Source organism: Nocardia sp. CA-107356 (genome assembly GCF_050946365.1).
GTDB lineage: Bacteria > Actinomycetota > Actinomycetes > Mycobacteriales > Mycobacteriaceae > Nocardia.
In genome coordinates this window covers 7,086,013-7,107,279 of sequence record NZ_CP191992.1, presented here as the reverse complement: position 1 = coordinate 7,107,279, position 21,267 = coordinate 7,086,013, and the positions used below count along the sequence as shown (strand labels likewise).

Sequence of the window (21,267 nt, the reverse complement as noted above, 5' to 3'; positions counted from 1 at the left end):
GCAACGATGAATCGCACCGCGCGGGTGGAGCGCGTCACCAAGGAATCCAATATCGTCGTCGAACTGGACCTCGACGGTACCGGCAAGACCGATATCGCCACCGGTGTCCCGTTCTACGACCACATGCTGACGGCGCTCGGCGCGCACGCCAGCTTCGATCTGACGGTGCGTGCCGAGGGCGATATCGAGATCGAGGCGCACCACACCGTCGAAGACACCGCCATCGTGTTCGGCCAGGCGCTGGGTAAGGCGCTGGGCGATAAGTCCGGCATTCGCCGCTTCGGCGATGCGTTCATTCCGATGGACGAGACCATGGCGCACGCCGCGGTGGATGTCTCCGGTCGCCCGTACTGCGTGCACACCGGTGAACCCGACCACCTGCTGCACGCGGTGATTCCGGGTTCCGGGCCGGGCGCACCGTATTCCACCGTCCTCAACCGCCACGTTTTCGAGTCGATCGCGCTGAACGCCCGCATCGCCCTGCACGTGCGCGTGCTGTACGGCCGCGACCAGCACCACATCACCGAGGCCGAATTCAAGGCAGTGGCACGCGCTTTGCGCGCCGCCGTCGAACTGGACCCGCGGGTGAGCGGTGTGCCGTCGACGAAGGGGACGTTGTGAGCGAGCGTAGCGAGCGAACCAAAGACACAGCACCTGTGGGCGCGGCGGAACCGAACGTCAGCGAGGTGCAGCTGTGACCACGAAATCTGTCGCCCTGCTCGACTACGGCTCCGGCAACCTGCACTCGGCACAGCGCGCGCTGATCCGCGCGGGTGCGAATGTCGAGGTGACCGCCGACGCCGGTATCGCGCTCGCCGCCGACGGACTGGTCGTCCCCGGCGTCGGCGCGTTCGCCGCGTGCATGGCCGGACTGCGTGAGGTGAAGGGTGAGCGCATCATCGGCCAGCGGCTGGCGGGTGCTCGGCCGGTACTCGGAATCTGCGTCGGTATGCAGATCCTGTTCGAGCGCGGTGTCGAGTTCGGTGTCGAAACCGATGGGTGTGCCGAATGGCCGGGTGTGGTCGAGCGCCTTTCGGCCCCCGTGCTGCCGCATATGGGATGGAACACGGTGTCGGCTCCGTCCGACAGTGTCTTGTTCGCGGGGATGGATAGCGATACGCGTTTCTATTTCGTGCACTCCTATGCCGCGCAGACTTGGGATCTGCCGCCGAGCGAGCACTTCGCCTCGCCGAAGCTCACTTGGGCAGAACACGGTGTCCCATTCCTGGCGGCTGTCGAGAACGGTCCGCTGTCGGCGACGCAGTTTCATCCCGAAAAGTCAGGTGATGCGGGCGCGCAGCTGCTCCGCAATTGGGTGAACGCGCTGTAAACACCCGCTGGCCAGGCGATTTGACATCGTGCACGCCGGTAAGTAACTTTATCCAAGTCAGAGCGACACGGACACCGACCCGGAGCCGAAAGGCCTGGGAAACGAGGTAGTACGAGGAGCGCCTGACTATCACATTGGTTCGGACGGGCCCTGATTTTGTATCGGGGATCGGCTGAGCTAAGCTTCACCAAGTTGCCTCACAGAAGCCCCGGATTTAATCCGGAGTGAATGTGTGTGCGTGTGTTCTTTGAGAACTCAATAGTGTGTCGATGAATGTCAGTGCCAATTTTTTATTGGTTCCGGCTCCTCAAACCCCCGTTTGGGTGGGTCGGACATTTAGTCAGCAAATACTTTTGTTGGCGTTTTGTTTTGCCAAGGTTTTCGGACTCTGGTTAATTCTTCTGATTCGCCCTTTTGGGGTTGTTTCAAGAGTCTTCAACGGAGAGTTTGATCCTGGCTCAGGACGAACGCTGGCGGCGTGCTTAACACATGCAAGTCGAGCGGTAAGGCCCTTCGGGGTACACGAGCGGCGAACGGGTGAGTAACACGTGGGTGATCTGCCCTGCACTTCGGGATAAGCCTGGGAAACTGGGTCTAATACCGGATATGACCATGGGATGCATGTCTTGTGGTGGAAAGATTTATCGGTGCAGGATGGGCCCGCGGCCTATCAGCTTGTTGGTGGGGTAATGGCCTACCAAGGCGACGACGGGTAGCCGACCTGAGAGGGTGACCGGCCACACTGGGACTGAGACACGGCCCAGACTCCTACGGGAGGCAGCAGTGGGGAATATTGCACAATGGGCGGAAGCCTGATGCAGCGACGCCGCGTGAGGGATGACGGCCTTCGGGTTGTAAACCTCTTTCGACAGGGACGAAGCGTGAGTGACGGTACCTGTAGAAGAAGCACCGGCCAACTACGTGCCAGCAGCCGCGGTAATACGTAGGGTGCGAGCGTTGTCCGGAATTACTGGGCGTAAAGAGCTTGTAGGCGGTTCGTCGCGTCGATCGTGAAAACTTGCAGCTCAACTGCGAGCTTGCGGTCGATACGGGCGGACTAGAGTACTTCAGGGGAGACTGGAATTCCTGGTGTAGCGGTGAAATGCGCAGATATCAGGAGGAACACCGGTGGCGAAGGCGGGTCTCTGGGAAGTAACTGACGCTGAGAAGCGAAAGCGTGGGTAGCGAACAGGATTAGATACCCTGGTAGTCCACGCCGTAAACGGTGGGTACTAGGTGTGGGTTTCCTTCCACGGGATCCGTGCCGTAGCTAACGCATTAAGTACCCCGCCTGGGGAGTACGGCCGCAAGGCTAAAACTCAAAGGAATTGACGGGGGCCCGCACAAGCGGCGGAGCATGTGGATTAATTCGATGCAACGCGAAGAACCTTACCTGGGTTTGACATACACCGGAAACCTGCAGAGATGTAGGCCCCCTTGTGGTCGGTGTACAGGTGGTGCATGGCTGTCGTCAGCTCGTGTCGTGAGATGTTGGGTTAAGTCCCGCAACGAGCGCAACCCTTATCTTATGTTGCCAGCGCGTAATGGCGGGGACTCGTGAGAGACTGCCGGGGTCAACTCGGAGGAAGGTGGGGACGACGTCAAGTCATCATGCCCCTTATGTCCAGGGCTTCACACATGCTACAATGGCCGGTACAGAGGGCTGCGATACCGTGAGGTGGAGCGAATCCCTTAAAGCCGGTCTCAGTTCGGATCGGGGTCTGCAACTCGACCCCGTGAAGTTGGAGTCGCTAGTAATCGCAGATCAGCAACGCTGCGGTGAATACGTTCCCGGGCCTTGTACACACCGCCCGTCACGTCATGAAAGTCGGTAACACCCGAAGCCGGTGGCCTAACCCTTGTGGAGGGAGCCGTCGAAGGTGGGATTGGCGATTGGGACGAAGTCGTAACAAGGTAGCCGTACCGGAAGGTGCGGCTGGATCACCTCCTTTCTAAGGAGCACTTCTGCATCGCACCCCGAAGAGTCGGGGATGGTAAACGTTGATGCCAGAGACCGTTTAGTTCCCGTATGTGGGACTGCGGACGCTCATGGGTGGAACGCTGACAAGCTTTTCTCGCGTAACGATCCGTTTCATGGCGGGTTGGCGGGTGAATATATCGACACACTGTTGGGTCCTGAAAGAACAGGCGTTCTTTCCAGGCAAGATAACGATCCGATCGGGTTCTCGATCATACCGACTTCAGTTTTTGTGCTGGGGTGCTGGTGTCGGAATTGGATTCTTTCGGGTGTGTTGTTTGAGAACTGCACAGTGGACGCGAGCATCTTTGTTAGTAAGTGTTTAAGAGCGTACGGTGGATGCCTTGGCACCAGGAGCCGATGAAGGACGTAGGAGGCTGCGATAAGCCTCGGGGAGCTGTCAACCGAGCTGAGATCCGAGGATTTCCGAATGGGGAAACCCAGCACGAGTGATGTCGTGTTACCCGCATCTGAATATATAGGGTGTGTGGAGGGAACGTGGGGAAGTGAAACATCTCAGTACCCACAGGAAGAGAAAACAATAGTGATTCCGTGAGTAGTGGCGAGCGAAAGCGGATGAGGCTAAACCATGCACGTGTGATACCCGGCAGGGGTTGCGTGTGTGGGGTAGTGGGGTCATTCTTCTCAGATCTGCCGGTCTGAGCGACAGTCAGAAACCGTTGTGTTAGTTGAAGTGGTCTGGAACGGCCCGCCGTAGACGGTGATAGCCCGGTAAGTGAAAACTCAACGGCTGTTGTGGATGATGCCCGAGTAGCAGCGGGCCCGTGAAATCTGCTGTGAATCTGCCGGGACCACCCGGTAAGCCTGAATACTCCCTGGTGACCGATAGCGGACTAGTACCGTGAGGGAAAGGTGAAAAGTACCCCGGGAGGGGAGTGAAATAGTACCTGAAACCGTGCGCTTACAATCCGTCAGGGCCTGCGCAGTCTTTGGACTGGTGGGTGATGGCGTGCCTTTTGAAGAATGAGCCTGCGAGTTAGTGGCATGTGGCGAGGTTAACCCGTGTGGGGTAGCCGTAGCGAAAGCGAGTCCGAATAGGGCGTTTGAGTCGCATGTTCTAGACCCGAAGCGGAGTGATCTACCCATGGCCAGGGTGAAGCGACGGTAAGACGTCGTGGAGGCCCGAACCCACTTAGGTTGAAAACTGAGGGGATGAGCTGTGGGTAGGGGTGAAAGGCCAATCAAACTCCGTGATAGCTGGTTCTCCCCGAAATGCATTTAGGTGCAGCGTCACGTGTTTCACACCGGAGGTAGAGCTACTGGATGGTCTAGGGGGCCTACAAGCTTACCGAAATCAGCCAAACTCCGAATGCCGGTGTGTGAGAGCGTGGCAGTGAGACTGCGGGGGATAAGCTTCGTAGTCGAGAGGGAAACAGCCCAGATCGCCGGCTAAGGCCCCTAAGCGTGTACTAAGTGGAAAAGGATGTGGAGTCGCGAAGACAACCAGGAGGTTGGCTTAGAAGCAGCCACCCTTGAAAGAGTGCGTAATAGCTCACTGGTCAAGTGATTCTGCGCCGACAATGTAGCGGGGCTCAAGTACACCGCCGAAGCCGCGGCACTCGAACAATACATCCGCCTTGATCTACGGGTCGGGGTGCAGTGGTTCGGGTGGGTAGGGGAGCGTCCTACAGCCATGGAAGCAGCGGAGTGATCCAGTTGTGGAGGCTGTGGGAGTGAGAATGCAGGCATGAGTAGCGAAAGACGAGTGAGAAACTCGTCCGCCGAATGACCAAGGGTTCCTGGGCCAGGTTAATCCGCCCAGGGTGAGTCGGGACCTAAGGCGAGGCCGACAGGCGTAGTCGATGGACAACGGGTTGATATTCCCGTACCCGTGTATCCGCGCCCAATGGCGAATCAGTGGTGCTAAGTATCCAAAAGCGGACCTATCACCTTCGGGTGAAGAGAAGTGGCTGCATACGACCCTTGCTGTAGTAGTCAAGCGATGGGGTGACGCAGGAAGGTAGCTGGGCCAGTCAGTGGTTGTACTGGTGTAAGCCTGTAGGGCGTTGTGTAGGTAAATCCGCACAACATTAAGCCTGAGAGGTGATGCGTAGCCGATTGAGGTGAATTCAGTGATCCTATGCTGCCGAGAAAAGCCTCTAGTGAGTTGGTACACGGCCCGTACCCCAAACCGACACAGGTGGTCAGGTAGAGAATACTAAGGCGATCGAGAGAACTGTGGTTAAGGAACTCGGCAAAATGCCCCCGTAACTTCGGGAGAAGGGGGACCCGGTCTGGTGATGAGATTTACTCTCGGAGCTGGGTTGGGTCGCAGAGACCAGAGAGAAGCGACTGTTTACTAAAAACACAGGTCCGTGCGAAGTCGTAAGACGATGTATACGGACTGACGCCTGCCCGGTGCCGGAAGGTTAAGAGGACCGGTTAGCGCTTCGGCGCGAAGCTGAGAATTTAAGCCCCGGTAAACGGCGGTGGTAACTATAACCATCCTAAGGTAGCGAAATTCCTTGTCGGGTAAGTTCCGACCTGCACGAATGGCGTAACGACTTCTCTGCTGTCTCAACCACAGACTCGGCGAAATTGCATTACGAGTAAAGATGCTCGTTACGCGCGGCAGGACGAAAAGACCCCGGGACCTTCACTATAGCTTGGTATTGGTGTTCGGTACGGTTTGTGTAGGATAGGTGGGAGACTGTGAAGCATGCACGCCAGTGTGTGTGGAGTCATCGTTGAAATACCACTCTGATCGTATTGGACTTCTAACCTCGGACCATGATCTGGTTCAGGGACAGTGCCTGGTGGGTAGTTTAACTGGGGCGGTTGCCTCCTAAAATGTAACGGAGGCGCCCAAAGGTTCCCTCAGCCTGGTTGGCAATCAGGTGTCGAGTGCAAGTGCACAAGGGAGCTTGACTGTGAGAGTGACAGCTCGAGCAGGGACGAAAGTCGGGACTAGTGATCCGGCACCGGCAAGTGGAAGCGGTGTCGCTCAACGGATAAAAGGTACCCCGGGGATAACAGGCTGATCTTCCCCAAGAGTCCATATCGACGGGATGGTTTGGCACCTCGATGTCGGCTCGTCGCATCCTGGGGCTGGAGTAGGTCCCAAGGGTTGGGCTGTTCGCCCATTAAAGCGGCACGCGAGCTGGGTTTAGAACGTCGTGAGACAGTTCGGTCTCTATCCGCCGCGCGCGTCAGAAACTTGAGGAAGGCTGTCCCTAGTACGAGAGGACCGGGACGGACGAACCTCTGGTGTGCCAGTTGTCCTGCCAAGGGCACTGCTGGTTAGCTACGTTCGGAAGGGATAACCGCTGAAAGCATCTAAGCGGGAAGCCTGTTCCAAGATGAGGTTTCTCACCACTTCGAGTGGTTAAGGCCCCCCACAGACCATGGGGTTGATAGGCCAGAACTGGAAGCCCGGTAACGGGTGTAGGTGACTGGTACTAATCGGCCGAGGACTTACCAACAAAGAAGCTACGCGTCCACTGTGCGGTATCTGAAACAACACACAGACACTGCGGCACACAATCCAGGAGAAGGGGATTCCAGAATCTCTTGTTTCGGGTTGTTGCGCTGTCGGTGTGGATAGTTTCATAGAGTTACGGCGGCTATAGCGGTGGGGAAACGCCCGGTCCCATTCCGAACCCGGAAGCTAAGGCCACCAGCGCCGATGGTACTGCACTCGACAGGGTGTGGGAGAGTAGGACACCGCCGGAACATCCTTGCGAAAGGCCCCCAACAACAGTTGGGGGCCTTTTTGCGTATGCGTGGCGACCGCGATATTCGCGGTCGGCGCCACATTGAGCTGTTATCGCATACGAGTTTTCGCCAAAGACGAGCGGTTCGAGCAACTGGCCTGAGACCGTGTCTTACGTGGTTACACCGAGAAGGTCGGTGTCGCAGGCCTGATCGGCCGGCTCAGGCAACGCCGTGCAGTTGGAGCGCGGTTCAGTCCGCAGGGGCGGCGTCTTCGACATCGGCCTTGGTGATCGAGCGGACGACGGGGCGCAGAATCTCGACTACCCGGTCCGGGTCGGCCTCGGCGAGGTGATCGAGCTTGACGAGATGGCGGCACAGGACGATGCCGATCAGCGCGGCGCTGACCACCTCTGCGCGCAGATCGGCTTCCTCACCATGGATGGCGTCGCTGATCCGATCCTTGTAGATGCGTGAGGAGGTGCGGATTTCCTCGGCGGCCTCGGGGTGGGTGAGCATCGACCGCAGCATGGCCAGCGAAGTAACCGGTTCCTCGATCAGTGAGTCGCGCAGTCTGTCGAGCAACTGCTCGGCGACATCCGCGGCGCTGCCCCCGGCGAGCAGTGCCGTTGCGGACCCGATAGCGCTCAGAAACAGCTGCTGTTTGCTGCCGAAATAATGGATGACGAGTCCGGGATCCACGCCCGCGGCGGTGGCGACCGCCCGGATGGTGGTGCGGTCGTAGCCGGATTCGGCGAACAACGTGCGGGCGTGGTTGAGGATCCGCGCCTCGGTATTGCGTCGCTGCTCGGCCCGCGAAGTGGGCGCTGGGGGGTTGCTCACGTGGGTCATTCTACGGGCGTTGACCAGGGCGGCATTTCGTTCTACGCTCGTTGAATCGTTGATACAACGTACGTTGAATGAAAGGTGGTTGCCATGAGTCGACCAGGTGTGGAGAGCCCGCTACAGGTCTTGGAGCAGCGAAACAAGGCGATCCTCGCCAACGACATGCAGGCGTTCGTGGACCTGTTCGCGGAGGACGGCGTGATCGAGATGCCTTTCACCGCTGGCGAACCGCCCGCGCGGCTGGCAGGCAAAGAGGCCATTCGGGCATACGCGACCCACGCCGACCGCGGTGGTTTCCGCCTCGACGAACTGTGGGTGCACCAAACCCACCGCACCGCCGATCCCGAGGTCGTGATCGTCGAACTGACGTCCGTCGGACGCGTCACCTCGACCGACCAGCCGTTCAAGGTGCCCTGTATTCAGGTCTTCCGGATCCGCGACGGGAAAATCGTGTTGTTCCGTGACTATGTCGGCCACGCGTTCCTACCGGACCTGAGCTGAGCCTCGATCCGGGCGACCTCAGGTGTGTGGCGGCGGTTGCATCGGGCAATGTCGGACGAGCTGGGCAGCCAAGGCTTGATCGACTGGTTGCGGGCGGTGATCGACGCGGCGTCGGTGCGAGCCAAAAAGGGGCGACACGACTGGGCGGAGCCCGGTCGATCGGGGCAAGGCAGGCTCGAAGCTGCACGTGTTGTCCGACCGTGCGGGAATCCCTCTGGCCTTAAGGGCGGGTGCCCGTGGACCACTGCGGAGTCGTCTCCACTCGGGATAGTCGCCAGCCCTCGGTGGTGCGCACGGCATCGAAGCGGTAGATCTCGCCGAGGGTGAACTGCGGCTCCGGCGCGGTCCGCGGTTCGGCGGTCACGGCCGGGGTGAAGGTGGCGATGAGATTCGCACGCACCTCGGCTGTATCGCCGCGCAGATCGATCATCACATTGCTGATGAAGTGCTGAACGCGCTTGTCATCGGAGTGATTCCGGCTGGCCTGCGCGATCAGCGCATCGACGCCGTCGGCTCGGCCACCGGGTGTTTTCGCAGTCGCGTCGGCGGTGTATATCGTGCGGAAGTCTTCGAAGCGCCCCTCGTCCAAGGCGCGGCCCAACCGGTCGACCAATGTGGTGATCTCGTTGCGGTCCACCAGTTCTCGGAGCTGGTGTTGGGTCGTTTCGTCCTTGGCGCTGGCGGTCGTGCAGGCGGCGAGCAATGCCAGCGGCAGGGCGGCCAAAGGGAGGATGCGGCGGATTTTGCTCATCGTTCGAACCTTTCGCGGTAAATGTTGGTCACTCCAACGTTGGTGAAGCCAACATAACAGACCGTGGGTGTCACCAACAAGTGTTGCTACATTGACCCCATGGAGATCGCGCACGAGGACACCCCGGGCAGGCTGCGCACCCTGCCCACCCGACTGGTGAACCAGGTGGCCATCCTGGCCAACCGGGAGACCGAGCGCGCCTTCGATGCGACCGGATCACGCCGCTACCACTACGCCCTACTTGCCACGCTCGATGAATTCGGGCCTGCCAGCCAGGCCGAACTGGGCCGACGCACCCGCATCGATCGCAGCGATATCGTCGCCGCCCTGAACGATCTGGCCGAGCGCGGTCTCATCGAACGCAGTCCGGACCCGGACGATCGGCGCCGCAATATCGTCACCATCACCGCGGCGGGCACCCGCCACCTGGTGGAACTGGACCACCGAATCGGAGGTGCCCAGGACGAGCTGCTGGCCGCCCTCTCGGCCGACGAGCGCCGCGAATTCGTCCGGCTGCTCACCCGCATCCTCGATGATCATGCCCGCGGCTGACCACGCCGGTATTTCCGCAGGCCGGGGGTGGGGCGCGCGGAGCGAGCAACTAAACTGCATCCGTGAGTCTTGTGCTGCTACCTGCTGTCGATGTCGCCAATGGAGAGGCCGTGCGCCTGGTTCAGGGGGAGGCGGGCAGCGAAACCAACTACGGCTCCCCGCGCGACGCGGCGCTCGCCTGGCAGGAGGCCGGTGCGGAGTGGGTGCATCTGGTCGATCTCGACGCGGCATTCGGGCGCGGCTCCAACCGGGAGCTGCTCGCCAAGGTCGTCGGTGAACTCGATGTGCGGGTGGAGCTGTCCGGCGGCATTCGCGACGACGAATCCCTGGAGGCGGCGCTGGCCACCGGTTGTGCCCGGGTCAACCTCGGCACTGCCGCGTTGGAGGATCCACAGTGGTGCGCCCGCGCGATTGCCAAGCACGGTGAGCGCATCGCGGTCGGCCTCGACGTGCGGATCGTCGACGGTGAGCACCGGCTGCGCGGCCGCGGCTGGGTCAGCGACGGCGGCGATCTGTGGGAGGTGCTCGAGCGCCTCGAACGTGACGGCTGCTCGCGCTACGTGGTCACCGATGTGACCAAGGACGGCACCCTCACCGGCCCCAATCTGGACCTGCTGCGCGAGGTATGCGCCGCCACCGACGCACCGGTCATCGCCTCCGGCGGCGTCTCCACCATCGAGGATCTGATCGCCATCGCCGAACTCGTCCCCGAGGGCGTCGAGGGTTCGATCGTCGGCAAGGCGCTGTACGCGGGCCGCTTCACGCTGCCCGACGCGCTGGCCGCGGTGCGCTGACCGATTCGATGACCGCCAACCGCCTCGATACCGAACTACCGGCGCTGCTCGACGTCGCGAGTGATGTCCTCGACGCGGCCAGCCCCCGTTTCGTCGAGGGGGTCGGCGCGCCGAGCGCGGTGACCAAGGGCCGCAACGACTTCGCGACCGAACTCGATCTGGAGCTGGAGCGCACCATCTCGGCGCAGCTCGAACAGCGCACCGGAATCGAGGTGCACGGTGAGGAGTTCGGCGGACCGCAGCTCACCTCCGGCACCGCGTGGGTGCTCGATCCGATCGACGGCACCTTCAATTACTCATCGGGACATCCCCTTTCGGGCATGCTGCTTGCGCTGGTGCACGACGGGGAGCCGCTGCTGGGGCTGACCTGGCTGCCATTGCTCGGCCAGCGTTATGCGGCGGCCGCCGCAGGTCCGGTACTGCTCAACGGCGAACCGCTGCCGCGGCTGCCGCGCAGCAAGCTGGGCGAGGCGATGATCGGTTTCGGCGCGTTCAATGTGGATTCCGCGGGACGCATTCCCGGCCGTTTCCGTTTCGATCTGCTCGGTCCGCTGAGCCGGTTGTCCTCGCGGGTGCGCATGCACGGTTCCACCGGTATCGACCTCGCATTCACCGCATCGGGTGTGCTCGGCGGCGCGATCGTCTTCGGGCACCATCCGTGGGACAACGCCGCGGGCGTCGCGCTCGTGCGCGCGGCGGGTGGTGTGGTCACCGATCTGGCGGGTGAGCCGTGGACCATCACCTCGGGTTCGGTGCTGGCCGCCGCACCCGGGGTGCACGAGGAACTGCTGGAAATGATTTGCACGGTCGCCGACGATGCGTGAGGCTGCGCGCGAAGGGACACAGCATGATTCGAGGAAGGGTGAGCCGATGACGTTGGCGGTACGCGTGATTCCGTGCCTGGATGTGGACGCGGGCCGGGTGGTCAAGGGCGTCAACTTCGAAAACCTGCGTGACGCGGGCGATCCCGTCGAACTCGCCGCCGCCTATGATCTTCAGGGCGCCGACGAGCTGACCTTCCTCGACGTCACCGCATCCACCGGCGACCGCGGCACCATGATCGATGTCGTAACCCGCACGGCCGAGCAGATTTTCATCCCGCTCACCGTCGGGGGCGGCGTGCGCACGGTGGACGACGTCGACCGGCTGCTGCGTGCGGGGGCGGACAAGGTGTCGGTGAATACCGCGGCCATCGCGCGCCCCGAGGTGTTGCGCGAAATGTCGGAGCGCTTCGGTTCCCAGTGCATCGTGCTGTCGGTTGATGCCCGCACCGTCCCCGAGGGCCAGCCCGACACCCCCTCCGGCTGGGAGGTCACCACGCACGGCGGCAAGCGCGGTACCGGCATCGATGCCATCGAATGGGCGGTGCGCGGAGCCGAACTCGGCGTCGGTGAGATCCTGCTCAACTCGATGGACGCGGACGGCACCAAGACCGGTTTCGATCTGCCGATGATCAGGGCCGTCCGCGAGGCGGTCTCGGTGCCCGTGATCGCCAGCGGAGGAGCCGGCGCCGTCGCGCATTTCGCGCCCGCCGTCCACGCCGGAGCGGACGCGGTCCTGGCAGCCAGCGTCTTCCATTTCGGCGACCTGACCATCCCCGAGGTAAAGGCCGCCATGCGCGCCGAACAGATCGTGGTGCGATAGCCCTTCGGCAACTTGCAAACTGATTTCGTCGGTAGATGGGCAACTCGCCGAGGACGTCCAGAACTTGGCCAGGTACTCGACCGACGGTCCGCAATGTAGCCCGACCGGCACTTACGACCGGCAGAATAGCCGGAGCAGTGGGGGCAATTGCGCTGTCGCCATTTGCCTTTGACGCCACAGTCGGTGCGGTGGACGCCGAAAGGGCCGGACGTCCTCGCCTCAGAATCGTCGCGATGGTGCCCGGCGTGGTCACCGTCGATATCGACACGGTCCGTGCCGCGGCGACCGAACAAGTGGCCTGCTACAACGAAATACCCTGCTACCAGCGAATGATCGAACTCTCCCGCGCATCCCATGCCGCCGACCCGGCCGCCATCGGCGACGAACAAACTCTCGTCGACCAGATCACCGCCTACTTCGACGCGGGCATTGCCGATGTCGTTGTCGCTCGAACCGATTCGAGCACCGAAGCCGATCGCGAGCGCACCTGGCAGGTGCGCGGCGAGCTGAATCGAACACGCGCAGCCTGAATTCGAGATTCTTCGTCGAGTTCGGACGCCACGCCGCGGCGGTGATTGCTATCTGGCCGATACTTACCCAGGCTTAGCGTCCATGTCCGCCATGTGTCCCGCATGCTCTTGGCCCTCGCCGATGCTGGTGTCGACGCATGGCTCGGTTCGCTATCTGCGCTGTGTCTGCGGCAAGTGGCTGGTCGCGCACCGCGGCGGGGTGAACCTGGTAGCCGGCCGCGCCACCTGCACCAAAAAGGCTGCGGCCGAACATCTCGAACTGATTCCGCTGCCCGAGGAGTGATCTCGTCGGCCAGTTGGGGCAGGCCATCGCGGGCCGAATCCAGTTCGCGCAGTATCTGTTCGGCCGCAGAATTGAATTCGACGCAATTCTCGCACGCCCGCATAGGCCCTGATGAACTCGAGCCGATTGATATTTACCCGAATTCGCACTGCGCCGGGCGTGTGCGGAACGGCAGATGCGGCCCTGTATAACGGGGATATGACTCTCGACCCTGCCATCGCCGCCCGGCTCAAGCGCAATGACGCCGGACTCGTCGCCGCCGTCGCGCAGGAGCGCGGCACCGGCGATGTGCTGATGGTCGCCTGGATGGACGACGAGGCGCTGGCCCGCACGCTGGAAACCCGTAAGGCGACCTACTACTCGCGGTCCCGCCAGCAGTACTGGGTCAAGGGCGAGACCTCCGGCCACACCCAATACGTGCACGAGGTCCGCCTCGACTGCGACGGCGACACCCTCCTGCTCGTCGTCGACCAGGAGGGCGCGGCCTGCCACACCGGCACCCACACCTGCTTCGATTCCGATCTGCTGCTCGCCGACAACCTGCTGCTCGCCGACGACTGAGCCGAAGTCCTCGATCTGGCTCGGTTCCTACGAATTCGGCTGGTCGCCGGGTTCCTCGGCCGCCGCCGACTGTCCGTTCGACTGGTTCAGGGTGTCGGCGAGCCGGGTGGCCAGTAGCTCGCTGAGGTCGGCGAGTTGTGCTGTTTGTCCGGCTTCGAGGCCGTTGAACACCAACTGGCGCACGGCTTCCAGATAACCGGGCGCCGCCTCGACGACCTTCGAGTAGCCGTCGTCGGTGAGCACCGCGTGCACGCCGCGGCGGCCGATGGTTGCTGATCGTTGCGCCAGGCCTATTCGCTCCAACTTCGACACCACATGGGACAGGCGCGATAGCGATGCATTTGCTTTGTGGGCAAGGTCACTCATCTGCAGCTGATGGCCCGGCTCTTCCGATAACAGAGTTAGCACCCAGTATTCGAAATGTGTCACTCCGGATTCGCGCTGCAGATGGGTATCCAAAGCGCCTGGTAGACGTGTCATCAGCGCTACGATCGCGCGCCAAGCTCGTTGTTCGTCCGGGTCGAGCCACTTCGTCACTGGGTGCCTTCTTTCGAGCCAAGTGACGTGTTTTTGTTGGTGAGCCTAGCGATTAGTGAAAAGCATGTTCACAGTCACTCGCGTGATTGAGTTTGCCACGACTTCGCTCGGTCGTCATGAACTTGGTGTGCGACGTGAGGTCACTCACAAAATTCGGGCGGGCGTGTCGGCTACGTTTCCTGGGTAGCTGTCGGTGCACGCGGAGCGGCGGGCGGCGCCGGTGCGGGCGGGGTCGCCGGCTTACCGGGATGTCCGCGCCGCCACCGACGCCAGACGATCAGACACGCCGACGCGAGGAAAACCGTCACCGCCACGATCGCGCCGGCCAGCGATGCACCGCGGAAGGCGGGGGCATCGACATCCAGGATCCGCTGACCGGCGTGTGCGGCACTGCTGCCGCCGAGCACGATCGACAGGGTCATCAGATTCGGAAGTGCGATGATCACCGCGAGCAGTGCGGCGGCGCCCGCGACGAACTTTCCGGCGCGGCGCTTCCAGATCCATGCGCCCAACAGCAATAGGAACAATGGGATCGCGGTGCAGAGTAGGCCGTACGCCAGACCCCAGCCGATGCCCTTACTGAAGCTGCCGCCCACCAGCTCGGCGATGCGCTGCGCCCACCAGCGTGGAATGAACGCCGCCAGAATGAAGTAGACGCCGACCAGAACGGCAATGACCGCCAGTGCACCGATGATCCGCGTGCGCCACGTGGCCAGCGTGGATTTCTGCCCGTCCGGCCGAACCTCGCTCGGAGTCATGAATCCAGCGTATGCCCGGCGACATGGGGATTGATGGCTATGGACCTGGCGTTTTCGCGGCGGCGGCCGCGAAGATGCGGTTACCGGCTACTGCAGAGCGCGTTCGCGCAGGAATTTCAGTGCCTCGTCCGCGTGCGCATTGGCCCGGAGCTCGCCGGTGATCACCTTGGCGATCTTGCGATCCCGGTCGATCACGAACGTCTGCCGCTTGACCGGAGCGAGCTTGCCCAGCAATCCGCGCTTCACGCCGAACGCCGTGGCGACCGTGCCATCGGCATCGGAAAGCAGTGGGTACCCGAGGTTCTGCTTGGCGGCGAATCCGGCCTGGGTGTCGACGCCGTCGGTGCTGATGCCGACACACGATGCACCGACTGCCGCGAATTCGGCGGACAGATCACGGAAGTGACAGGCTTCCGCCGTGCAGATCGTCGTATTCGCAGCGGGGTAGAAGAACAGCACCATCGGACCGTTCGCGAGCAGCGCGTCGAGCGAACGCGGTGTGCCGGATTGATCGAGAAGTTCGAACTCGGGAGCGAGCTGACCTGTCTGCATACGGGGGACAGTACCGGGCGTGAGGTCGGTTTGCCGCCCTCAGCGTCACGTCCCCGTCATTGCCGGAAGCCGGGATGACGGGGACGCTTCGCGCTAGGCGCCGATGAGTGCGGCGACCTCCGGATTCTTGATCTCCATGACATCGAGAATCCCGTGCGCGCGCAGGAACGGCTTCAGTTCCTTGATTCGGTCGCTGTGGATGGCGTATTCGTCCGGAAAGTGGTTCCTGTCCAAGGCTTCTAGTGCTTTCACGTAAGTAACAAAGGATGCTAGGGCGTTCACCTGCGTGTAGCTCGGCGATCCGCCCATCGAATTCAGGCCGACCAATCGCGTGGGCTGACCGGCCAGGCCCGGTACGGCGGCGTGCCGACCCGCCGGCGCACCTGGTTGCGAGGGGTACATCAGTAGTCTCCTGTCGGAGTGGATACCGCATGTGAGATCGAACGGGGCGAGTGTAGTGACGCCCGTCACCGGCCCCTACAGCGCGTCGGAACCGGTCAGTCGGTTCGGAGAGTGGGGCACGCCGTGTCCGATTTGCCGCATCCTCGGCGCGGCGAAGGTCGCTGGTAAGACACGCTCCGTGGTGGTCGCTGCAGGCGGTGTCGGACCGGCCTGGGATGATGGACATATGCCTGGCGCGTCCACTCCCACCACCACGACCCGCGAACAGTTCCACCTACTGGCCGCGGAGCATCGGGTGGTCCCGGTGACCCGAAAGGTGCTGGCGGACTCGGAAACTCCGCTGTCGGCCTACCGCAAGTTGGCCGGAGACCGGGCTGGCACCTTTCTGTTCGAGTCCGCGGAGACCGGGCGGTCCTGGTCGCGCTGGTCGTTCATCGGCGCCGGCAGTCCGTCCGCACTGACCGTTGTGGACGGCGAAGCGGCCTGGCTGGGCAACACCCCGGCAGACGCGCCATCTGGAGGCGATCCGCTGGTCGCGCTGCGCGAAACCCTGCAGTTGCTGCAGACCGAGCGGCTGCCCGGCCTGCCCCCGCTGACCGGCGGCATGGTCGGCTATCTCGGCTACGACGCGGTGCGCCGGATGGAACGGCTGCCCACCCTTGCCATCGACGATCTGCGGCTGCCTGAGATGGTGCTGCTGCTCGCCACCGATCTCGCGGCCTTCGACCACCACGAGGGCGCGATCACGCTCATTGCCAACGCGGTCAACTGGAACGGCACCGCCGAACGAGTCGACGAGGCCTATGACGATGCGGTGGCTCGGCTGGACCGGATGACCGCGGCGCTGGCCGCGCCATCGGAGTCCACCGTATCGGTCTTCGATCAGCCCGACCCGGACTACATCCGCCGCCGCACCACCGATGAGTTCGGTGCCGGGGTGCGTCGCCTGGTCAAGGAGATCGAGGCGGGCGAGGCATTCCAGGTGGTGCTCTCGCAACGCTTCGAAATGGACTACGACGGCGCGCCACTGGACCTCTACCGGATGCTGCGCGCCTCCAACCCGAGCCCGTACATGTACCTGATCCACATCCCGGACGGCGACGGCGGCACCGCATTCTCCATCGTCGGCTCCAGCCCGGAATCGCTGGTGACCGTGAAAGAGGGCGTAGCGACCACACATCCGATCGCGGGCACCCGGTGGCGCGGTGCCACCGAGGAGGACGATCTGTTGCTGGAGAAGGGCCTGCTGGCCGATGAGAAGGAGAACGCCGAGCATTTGATGCTCGTCGATCTCGGCCGCAATGATCTGGGCCGGGTATGCCAGCCGGGCACGGTGCGTGTCACCGAATACCGGCACATCGAGCGCTACAGCCATGTCATGCATCTGGTCTCGACGGTCTCTGGCCGCCTCGCGCCGGGCAAGATCGCGCTGGACGCGGTCCGTGCCTGCTTCCCCGCCGGCACACTGTCCGGCGCGCCGAAGGTGCGCGCGATGGAGCTCATCGAGGAACTCGAGCCGACGCGCCGCGGTGTCTACGGCGGCGTCGTCGGCTACCTCGACTTCGCGGGTGACGCGGATACCGCGATCGCCATCCGCACCGCACTGCTGAAGGACGGCACGGCGTACGTGCAGGCGGGTGCGGGCATTGTCGCGGATTCGGATGCGGACTACGAGGACGTCGAATCCCGCAACAAGGCGATGGCAGTGCTGCGGGCGGTGGCGGCCGCCAAAACCGTTCGGGCGTATGGTGCGCCGATCCCGGCCGACGGCAGCGCAGAATGACCGATTCGGAATCCCGCGATACCGATCCGGCTGCCCCGGCGAGCGCCGAACCACCGAAGCGTAAGTACCCGGTCGGTGCAGTCGTCCTGCTCGCCATCGCCGCGGCGGCGTTATGGGGCTCCTCCCGGATGACCTGGGTAACTGTCTCCTCCACCGACGGCCTCACCGAACCGCGCACCGACAAACTCAACGGCGGCGTCTGGTTCGGTGCGCTCACACCGCTGGCCCTGGTCCTTCTTGCCGCCATCGCCGCGGTGTTGGCCACCCGCGGCTGGCTGCGGCGCATGGTCGGCGTACTGATCGGCTTGGTCGCGGCGGTGACCGCCGTTCCCGCCGTCGCCTTATTGACCAGATCCGGTGCGACCGCGGCGCGTGCGGCCACCCTGGCGGAGCTACCAGGCCGCGCGACCGTCACCGAGGTGGTCACCTCACCGTTCCCTGCCGTGCTTTCGCTGGTGGGGGCGCTGGCGGCCTTTGCGGCCGGTGTCCTGCTCGCCCGCATGCCGCAGGATGCGGCCCGCCTATCCGGCAAGTACGACAATCCGGTGTTCCGGCGCGCCGCTGCGACCGAGCAGGTGGCGCGACAGCGCACCGATGAGGCGAACACGGCACCGGGACAGCTCTCCGAGCGAGTGCTCTGGGATGCATTGGACGCCGGCACCGACCCGACCGAGGAAGCGCCGCCGCCCACCGACACGCCTGATCATGATCAGGGCAAACCCGGGAGTCGAGGTGTCTGAGCAGGTGACTACAAACCCCGGCGCAGTAGCGCCGCAAGCAGCCATTTATTCTTTGTCAGCATCGGTGAGACAGCGCCTGGGGGGATTCTCAGGCAGCAAGTCCGTCTCCCCAGAAAGGATTCGAGCCAGATGACGGTACTCGACTCGATTCTCGACGGGGTCCGCGCGGATGTGGCCGCTCGGGAAGCCCTCCTGGACTTCCAGGCGATCAAGGCGGCCGCGACCGCAGCGCCCGCGCCGCTGGACGCCCGCGCCGCGCTCCTCGAAGACGGCATCGGCGTCATCGCCGAAGTCAAGCGGGCCAGCCCCTCCAAGGGGGAACTCGCGGACATCCCGGACCCGGCGAGCCTGGCCAAGGCCTACGAGGACGGTGGAGCGCGCATCATCAGCGTGCTCACCGAGGGCCGTCGCTTCCACGGGTCGCTCGACGACCTGGACGCGGTCCGCGCCACCGTGAGCATCCCGATCCTGCGCAAGGATTTCGTGGTCGGCCCATATCAGATCCATGAGGCCCGTGCGCACGGCGCGGACGTCATCCTGCTCATCGTGGCCGCCCTGGAACAGGACGTGCTGAGCGCACTGATCGACCGCACCGAATCGCTCGGCATGACCGCCCTGGTCGAGGTGCACACCGAGGAAGAGGCCGACCGTGCGCTCGAGGCGGGCGCCTCTGTGATCGGCGTGAACGCCCGCAACCTCAAGACTCTGGAGGTCGACCGCGACGTGTTCGCACGCATCGCGCCCGGCCTGCCCACCGAGGTCATCCGCATCGCCGAATCCGGTATTCGCGGCACCGCCGACCTGCTGGCCTATGCCGGTGCGGGTGCGGACGCCGTACTCGTGGGCGAAGGCCTGGTCACCAGTGGTGACCCGCGCGCCGCCGTCTCCGAGCTGGTAACGGCGGGCACCCACCCGTCCTGCCCGAAGCCGGCGCGGCGGGGCCGGTGACGACGGTGCCGGCACTCCCCAAGGCCTCTGACGGCGTCCACGAGCGCAGCGGCCATGAGCCGGACGTGGGCGGCCACTTCGGCGTCTACGGCGGCAGGCACGTTCCCGAGGCGCTGATGGCGGTGATCGAGGAGGTCACCGCCGAATACGAGAAGTGTCGCTTCGATCCGGCGTTCCTCGATGAGCTGGACCGGTTGCAGCGCGACTACACCGGTCGCCCGTCGCCGATCTTCGAATGCCGGCGCCTCGCTGAACACGCCGGTGGCGCGCGCATCATCCTCAAGCGCGAGGACCTGAACCACACCGGCTCGCACAAGATCAACAATGTGCTCGGCCAGGCGTTGCTCGCCAACCGCATGGGCAAGACCCGGGTGATCGCGGAAACCGGTGCTGGCCAGCACGGCGTCGCCACCGCGACCGCGTGCGCACTGCTCGGTCTCGACTGCGTCATCTACATGGGCGCGGTGGACACCGCCCGTCAGGCGCTGAACGTGGCCCGCATGCGGCTGCTCGGCGCCGAGGTGATCTCGGTGACCACCGGTTCGCAGACTCTCAAGGATGCGATCAACGAGGCGTTGCGCGACTGGGTCACCAATGCCGACGCCACCTACTACTGCTTCGGCACCGCGGCGGGCCCGCACCCGTTCCCGCTGATGGTGCGCGATCTTCAGCGCATCGTCGGTCTGGAGGCTCGCGCCCAGGTACAGGAGCTCACCGGTCGGCTGCCCGACGCGGTCACCGCCTGCGTCGGCGGCGGCTCCAATGCCATCGGCATCTTCCACCCCTTCATCGACGATGCGGGCGTACGGCTGATCGGTTACGAGGCGGCCGGTGACGGCGTCGAAACCGGAAGGCACGCGGCCACTTTCACCGGCGGTACGCCAGGTGCGTTCCAGGGCGCCTACTCCTACCTGCTGCAGGACGAGGACGGCCAGACCATCGAATCGCATTCGATCTCGGCCGGTCTGGACTACCCGGGCGTCGGTCCCGAACACGCCTACCTCAAGGACATCGGCCGCGCCGAATACCAGCCGATCACCGACGCCGAGGCGATGGACGCGCTGCTGTTGCTGAGCCGCGCCGAGGGCATCATCCCGGCGATCGAATCCGCGCACGCGGTGGCCGGTGCGCTGAAGCTCGGTAAGGAATTGGGCAAGGGTGCGATCATCCTGGTGAACCTGTCCGGGCGTGGCGATAAGGATATGGACACGGCGGCACGGTGGTTCGGCCTGTTCGACCATCACGCCGACAAGGAGAGCCAGTGAGTCAGCAGTCCCGCCTCGCCAACACCTTCGCCGCCTGTCGCGCGGAGGATCGGGCCGCGCTGATCGGCTACCTGCCCGCGGGCTATCCGGATCTGGCCGGTTCGATCGAGGTGTGCCGCACCATGGTCGAATCCGGTTGCGACATTATCGAAGTCGGCGTCGCCTACTCCGATCCGGTCATGGACGGACCGACCATCCAAGCCGCCGCCGAGCAGGCGCTGCGCGGCGGTGTCCGGGTGCGCGATGTGTTCTCGGTGGTCGAGGCGATCACCAAAGCGGGCGGCAAGGCCGTGGTGATGAGCTACTGGAATCCGGTGCTGCAGTACGGCGTCGACCGTTTCGCGCGGGATCTGGCCGCCGCGGGCGGGTCCGGCATCATTACCCCGAACCTGATCCCGGAAGAGGCCGACGACTGGTTCGTCGCCTCGGCCGCACACGATCTGGACCGCATCTTCCTGGTCGCGCCGTCCTCCACGGAGGAGCGCCTGGTCAAGACCCTCGAGGCCAGCCGCGGCTTCGTCTACGCGGCCTCGACCATGGGCGTCACCGGCGCCCGCGATGTGGTTTCCTCCGCGGCCCCCGCGCTGTGCGCGCGCATCCGCGCGCACTCCGATATCCCGATCGGCGTCGGTCTCGGTGTGCGCTCGGGCGCGCAGGCAGCCGAAATCGCCTCCTACGCAGATGGTGTCATCGTGGGTTCGGCACTGGTCACCGCCGCGGCACAGGGACTCGATGCGGTCCGCACGCTCACCGCCGAACTGGCCGAGGGCGTTCGCTCCGCGACCGTTACCTCCTAGCCGGATCCGTCGCCGAGCGGAGGCGCGCCGACCGCGAATCTCG

21 protein-coding genes, 3 rRNA genes and 1 pseudogene are annotated in these 21,267 nt (G+C 63.6%); 19 read left to right on the top strand and 6 right to left on the bottom strand.

The genetic code is table 11. The annotated features are described in order from the left end of the window. Window positions 1–6 precede the first annotated feature (6 nt). From hisB to rrf, 5 genes are all read left to right on the top strand, one after another. Window positions 7–621, top strand: coding sequence for an imidazoleglycerol-phosphate dehydratase HisB (hisB, locus tag ACQP1G_RS31955; RefSeq protein ID WP_433193344.1), 615 nt, complete (start codon window positions 7–9; stop codon window positions 619–621). Between the two features lie 73 nt (window positions 622–694). After that, entirely contained in the window at window positions 695–1,330 is a 636-nt protein-coding gene (gene hisH / locus ACQP1G_RS31950; RefSeq protein WP_433193343.1) for an imidazole glycerol phosphate synthase subunit HisH, read from the top strand. A 435-nt stretch (window positions 1,331–1,765) separates the two neighbouring features. After that, window positions 1,766–3,282 (top strand): 16S ribosomal RNA (locus ACQP1G_RS31945). Between the two features lie 338 nt (window positions 3,283–3,620). Further along, window positions 3,621–6,751, top strand: a 23S ribosomal RNA gene (locus tag ACQP1G_RS31940). 133 nt (window positions 6,752–6,884) lie between these two features. Then, a 5S ribosomal RNA gene (rrf, locus tag ACQP1G_RS31935) occupies window positions 6,885–7,001 on the top strand. The 16S, 23S and 5S rRNA genes sit together here, the layout of an rRNA operon. 231 nt (window positions 7,002–7,232) lie before the next feature. Here the strand turns inward: rrf and ACQP1G_RS31930 are convergent. Next, window positions 7,233–7,823, bottom strand: coding sequence for a TetR/AcrR family transcriptional regulator (locus ACQP1G_RS31930; RefSeq protein ID WP_433193342.1), 591 nt, complete (start codon window positions 7,821–7,823; stop codon window positions 7,233–7,235). Between the two features lie 93 nt (window positions 7,824–7,916). Here ACQP1G_RS31930 and ACQP1G_RS31925 point away from each other — a divergent pair, with 93 nt between their 5' ends. Both ACQP1G_RS31925 and ACQP1G_RS31920 read left to right on the top strand, forming a co-directional pair. Beyond that, on the top strand, window positions 7,917–8,327 hold the full coding sequence (locus tag ACQP1G_RS31925) for a nuclear transport factor 2 family protein (RefSeq protein WP_433193341.1): 411 nt from the start codon (window positions 7,917–7,919) through the stop codon (window positions 8,325–8,327). A 121-nt stretch (window positions 8,328–8,448) separates the two neighbouring features. After that, window positions 8,449–8,562 (top strand): annotated as a pseudogene (locus tag ACQP1G_RS31920) (IS5/IS1182 family transposase); the annotation flags it as partial. On the opposite strand, the gene ACQP1G_RS31915 reads toward ACQP1G_RS31920, so the two are convergent. After that, entirely contained in the window at window positions 8,548–9,078 is a 531-nt protein-coding gene (locus ACQP1G_RS31915; protein ID WP_433193340.1) for a nuclear transport factor 2 family protein, read from the bottom strand. The pseudogene ACQP1G_RS31920 and the gene ACQP1G_RS31915 overlap by 15 nt on opposite strands. Before the next feature lie 99 nt (window positions 9,079–9,177). On the opposite strand from ACQP1G_RS31915, the gene ACQP1G_RS31910 reads away from it, so the two are divergent. The 7 genes from ACQP1G_RS31910 to hisI all read left to right on the top strand — a co-directional run bounded on the left by ACQP1G_RS31910 (window position 9,178) and on the right by hisI (window position 13,442). Further along, window positions 9,178–9,630, top strand: coding sequence for a MarR family winged helix-turn-helix transcriptional regulator (locus ACQP1G_RS31910; protein WP_433193339.1), 453 nt, complete (start codon window positions 9,178–9,180; stop codon window positions 9,628–9,630). A 62-nt stretch (window positions 9,631–9,692) separates the two neighbouring features. Further along, on the top strand, window positions 9,693–10,424 hold the full coding sequence (priA, locus tag ACQP1G_RS31905; protein ID WP_433193338.1) for a bifunctional 1-(5-phosphoribosyl)-5-((5-phosphoribosylamino)methylideneamino)imidazole-4-carboxamide isomerase/phosphoribosylanthranilate isomerase PriA: 732 nt from the start codon (window positions 9,693–9,695) through the stop codon (window positions 10,422–10,424). Between the two features lie 8 nt (window positions 10,425–10,432). Next, the gene (locus tag ACQP1G_RS31900) at window positions 10,433–11,248 is read left to right on the top strand and encodes an inositol monophosphatase family protein (protein WP_433193337.1); all 816 of its coding nucleotides are present in this window, start codon (window positions 10,433–10,435) and stop codon (window positions 11,246–11,248) included. Window positions 11,249–11,294: 46 nt separating this feature from the next. Next, window positions 11,295–12,068, top strand: coding sequence for an imidazole glycerol phosphate synthase subunit HisF (gene hisF / locus ACQP1G_RS31895; protein ID WP_433193336.1), 774 nt, complete (start codon window positions 11,295–11,297; stop codon window positions 12,066–12,068). A 188-nt stretch (window positions 12,069–12,256) separates the two neighbouring features. Continuing rightward, window positions 12,257–12,598, top strand: coding sequence for a hypothetical protein (locus ACQP1G_RS31890; protein WP_433193335.1), 342 nt, complete (start codon window positions 12,257–12,259; stop codon window positions 12,596–12,598). A gap of 121 nt (window positions 12,599–12,719) precedes the next feature. Then, on the top strand, window positions 12,720–12,881 hold the full coding sequence (locus tag ACQP1G_RS31885) for a hypothetical protein (RefSeq protein WP_433193334.1): 162 nt from the start codon (window positions 12,720–12,722) through the stop codon (window positions 12,879–12,881). Window positions 12,882–13,079: 198 nt separating this feature from the next. Continuing rightward, a complete protein-coding gene (gene hisI / locus ACQP1G_RS31880; RefSeq protein WP_433193333.1) occupies window positions 13,080–13,442 on the top strand; it encodes a phosphoribosyl-AMP cyclohydrolase in 363 nt (120 codons plus the stop codon). 27 nt (window positions 13,443–13,469) lie between these two features. Here hisI and ACQP1G_RS31875 read toward each other — a convergent pair whose 3' ends face one another. The 4 genes from ACQP1G_RS31875 to ACQP1G_RS31860 form a co-directional block, all read right to left on the bottom strand. Next, on the bottom strand, window positions 13,470–13,922 hold the full coding sequence (locus tag ACQP1G_RS31875) for a MarR family winged helix-turn-helix transcriptional regulator (protein WP_433193332.1): 453 nt from the start codon (window positions 13,920–13,922) through the stop codon (window positions 13,470–13,472). Window positions 13,923–14,149: 227 nt separating this feature from the next. After that, a complete protein-coding gene (locus tag ACQP1G_RS31870) occupies window positions 14,150–14,737 on the bottom strand; it encodes a permease (RefSeq protein ID WP_433193330.1) in 588 nt (195 codons plus the stop codon). Between the two features lie 87 nt (window positions 14,738–14,824). After that, window positions 14,825–15,289: a peroxiredoxin gene (locus ACQP1G_RS31865; RefSeq protein ID WP_433193329.1), complete on the bottom strand. Its 465-nt coding sequence runs from the start codon at window positions 15,287–15,289 to the stop codon at window positions 14,825–14,827. A gap of 93 nt (window positions 15,290–15,382) precedes the next feature. Continuing rightward, window positions 15,383–15,541 (bottom strand): hypothetical protein, encoded by a 159-nt coding sequence (locus ACQP1G_RS31860; RefSeq protein WP_433193327.1) that lies wholly within the window; start codon window positions 15,539–15,541, stop codon window positions 15,383–15,385. A gap of 376 nt (window positions 15,542–15,917) precedes the next feature. Here ACQP1G_RS31860 and ACQP1G_RS31855 point away from each other — a divergent pair, with 376 nt between their 5' ends. The 5 genes from ACQP1G_RS31855 to trpA all read left to right on the top strand — a co-directional run bounded on the left by ACQP1G_RS31855 (window position 15,918) and on the right by trpA (window position 21,224). Next, window positions 15,918–17,474: an anthranilate synthase component I gene (locus tag ACQP1G_RS31855; RefSeq protein WP_433193326.1), complete on the top strand. Its 1,557-nt coding sequence runs from the start codon at window positions 15,918–15,920 to the stop codon at window positions 17,472–17,474. Next, a complete protein-coding gene (locus tag ACQP1G_RS31850) occupies window positions 17,471–18,214 on the top strand; it encodes a TIGR02234 family membrane protein (protein ID WP_433193325.1) in 744 nt (247 codons plus the stop codon). Before ACQP1G_RS31855 ends, ACQP1G_RS31850 begins: the two co-directional genes overlap by 4 nt. A 129-nt stretch (window positions 18,215–18,343) precedes the next feature. Continuing rightward, window positions 18,344–19,162 (top strand): indole-3-glycerol phosphate synthase TrpC, encoded by an 819-nt coding sequence (trpC, locus tag ACQP1G_RS31845; protein WP_433193324.1) that lies wholly within the window; start codon window positions 18,344–18,346, stop codon window positions 19,160–19,162. Beyond that, complete coding sequence (trpB, locus tag ACQP1G_RS31840; RefSeq protein WP_433193323.1) at window positions 19,159–20,427, top strand: tryptophan synthase subunit beta; 1,269 nt, start codon at window positions 19,159–19,161, stop codon at window positions 20,425–20,427. The genes trpC and trpB overlap by 4 nt, the downstream gene beginning before the upstream one ends. Beyond that, entirely contained in the window at window positions 20,424–21,224 is an 801-nt protein-coding gene (gene trpA / locus ACQP1G_RS31835; RefSeq protein WP_433193322.1) for a tryptophan synthase subunit alpha, read from the top strand. Before trpB ends, trpA begins: the two co-directional genes overlap by 4 nt. The last annotated feature ends 43 nt before the right edge of the window (window positions 21,225–21,267 follow it).

What these genes read in the sequence shown, in the direction of transcription:
- hisB (WP_433193344.1), top strand. Translation starts at nt 7, where the DNA reads ATGAATCGCACCGCGCGGGTGGAGCGCGTCACCAAGGAATCCAATATC.
- ACQP1G_RS31925 (WP_433193341.1), top strand. Translation starts at nt 7,917, where the DNA reads ATGAGTCGACCAGGTGTGGAGAGCCCGCTACAGGTCTTGGAGCAGCGA.
- ACQP1G_RS31915 (WP_433193340.1), bottom strand. Translation starts at nt 9,078, where the DNA reads ATGAGCAAAATCCGCCGCATCCTCCCTTTGGCCGCCCTGCCGCTGGCA.
- ACQP1G_RS31910 (WP_433193339.1), top strand. Translation starts at nt 9,178, where the DNA reads ATGGAGATCGCGCACGAGGACACCCCGGGCAGGCTGCGCACCCTGCCC.
- ACQP1G_RS31900 (WP_433193337.1), top strand. Translation starts at nt 10,433, where the DNA reads ATGACCGCCAACCGCCTCGATACCGAACTACCGGCGCTGCTCGACGTC.
- hisF (WP_433193336.1), top strand. Translation starts at nt 11,295, where the DNA reads ATGACGTTGGCGGTACGCGTGATTCCGTGCCTGGATGTGGACGCGGGC.
- ACQP1G_RS31885 (WP_433193334.1), top strand. Translation starts at nt 12,720, where the DNA reads ATGCTGGTGTCGACGCATGGCTCGGTTCGCTATCTGCGCTGTGTCTGC.
- hisI (WP_433193333.1), top strand. Translation starts at nt 13,080, where the DNA reads ATGACTCTCGACCCTGCCATCGCCGCCCGGCTCAAGCGCAATGACGCC.
- ACQP1G_RS31875 (WP_433193332.1), bottom strand. Translation starts at nt 13,922, where the DNA reads ATGACACGTCTACCAGGCGCTTTGGATACCCATCTGCAGCGCGAATCC.
- ACQP1G_RS31870 (WP_433193330.1), bottom strand. Translation starts at nt 14,737, where the DNA reads ATGACTCCGAGCGAGGTTCGGCCGGACGGGCAGAAATCCACGCTGGCC.
- ACQP1G_RS31865 (WP_433193329.1), bottom strand. Translation starts at nt 15,289, where the DNA reads ATGCAGACAGGTCAGCTCGCTCCCGAGTTCGAACTTCTCGATCAATCC.
- ACQP1G_RS31855 (WP_433193326.1), top strand. Translation starts at nt 15,918, where the DNA reads ATGCCTGGCGCGTCCACTCCCACCACCACGACCCGCGAACAGTTCCAC.
- ACQP1G_RS31850 (WP_433193325.1), top strand. Translation starts at nt 17,471, where the DNA reads ATGACCGATTCGGAATCCCGCGATACCGATCCGGCTGCCCCGGCGAGC.
- trpC (WP_433193324.1), top strand. Translation starts at nt 18,344, where the DNA reads ATGACGGTACTCGACTCGATTCTCGACGGGGTCCGCGCGGATGTGGCC.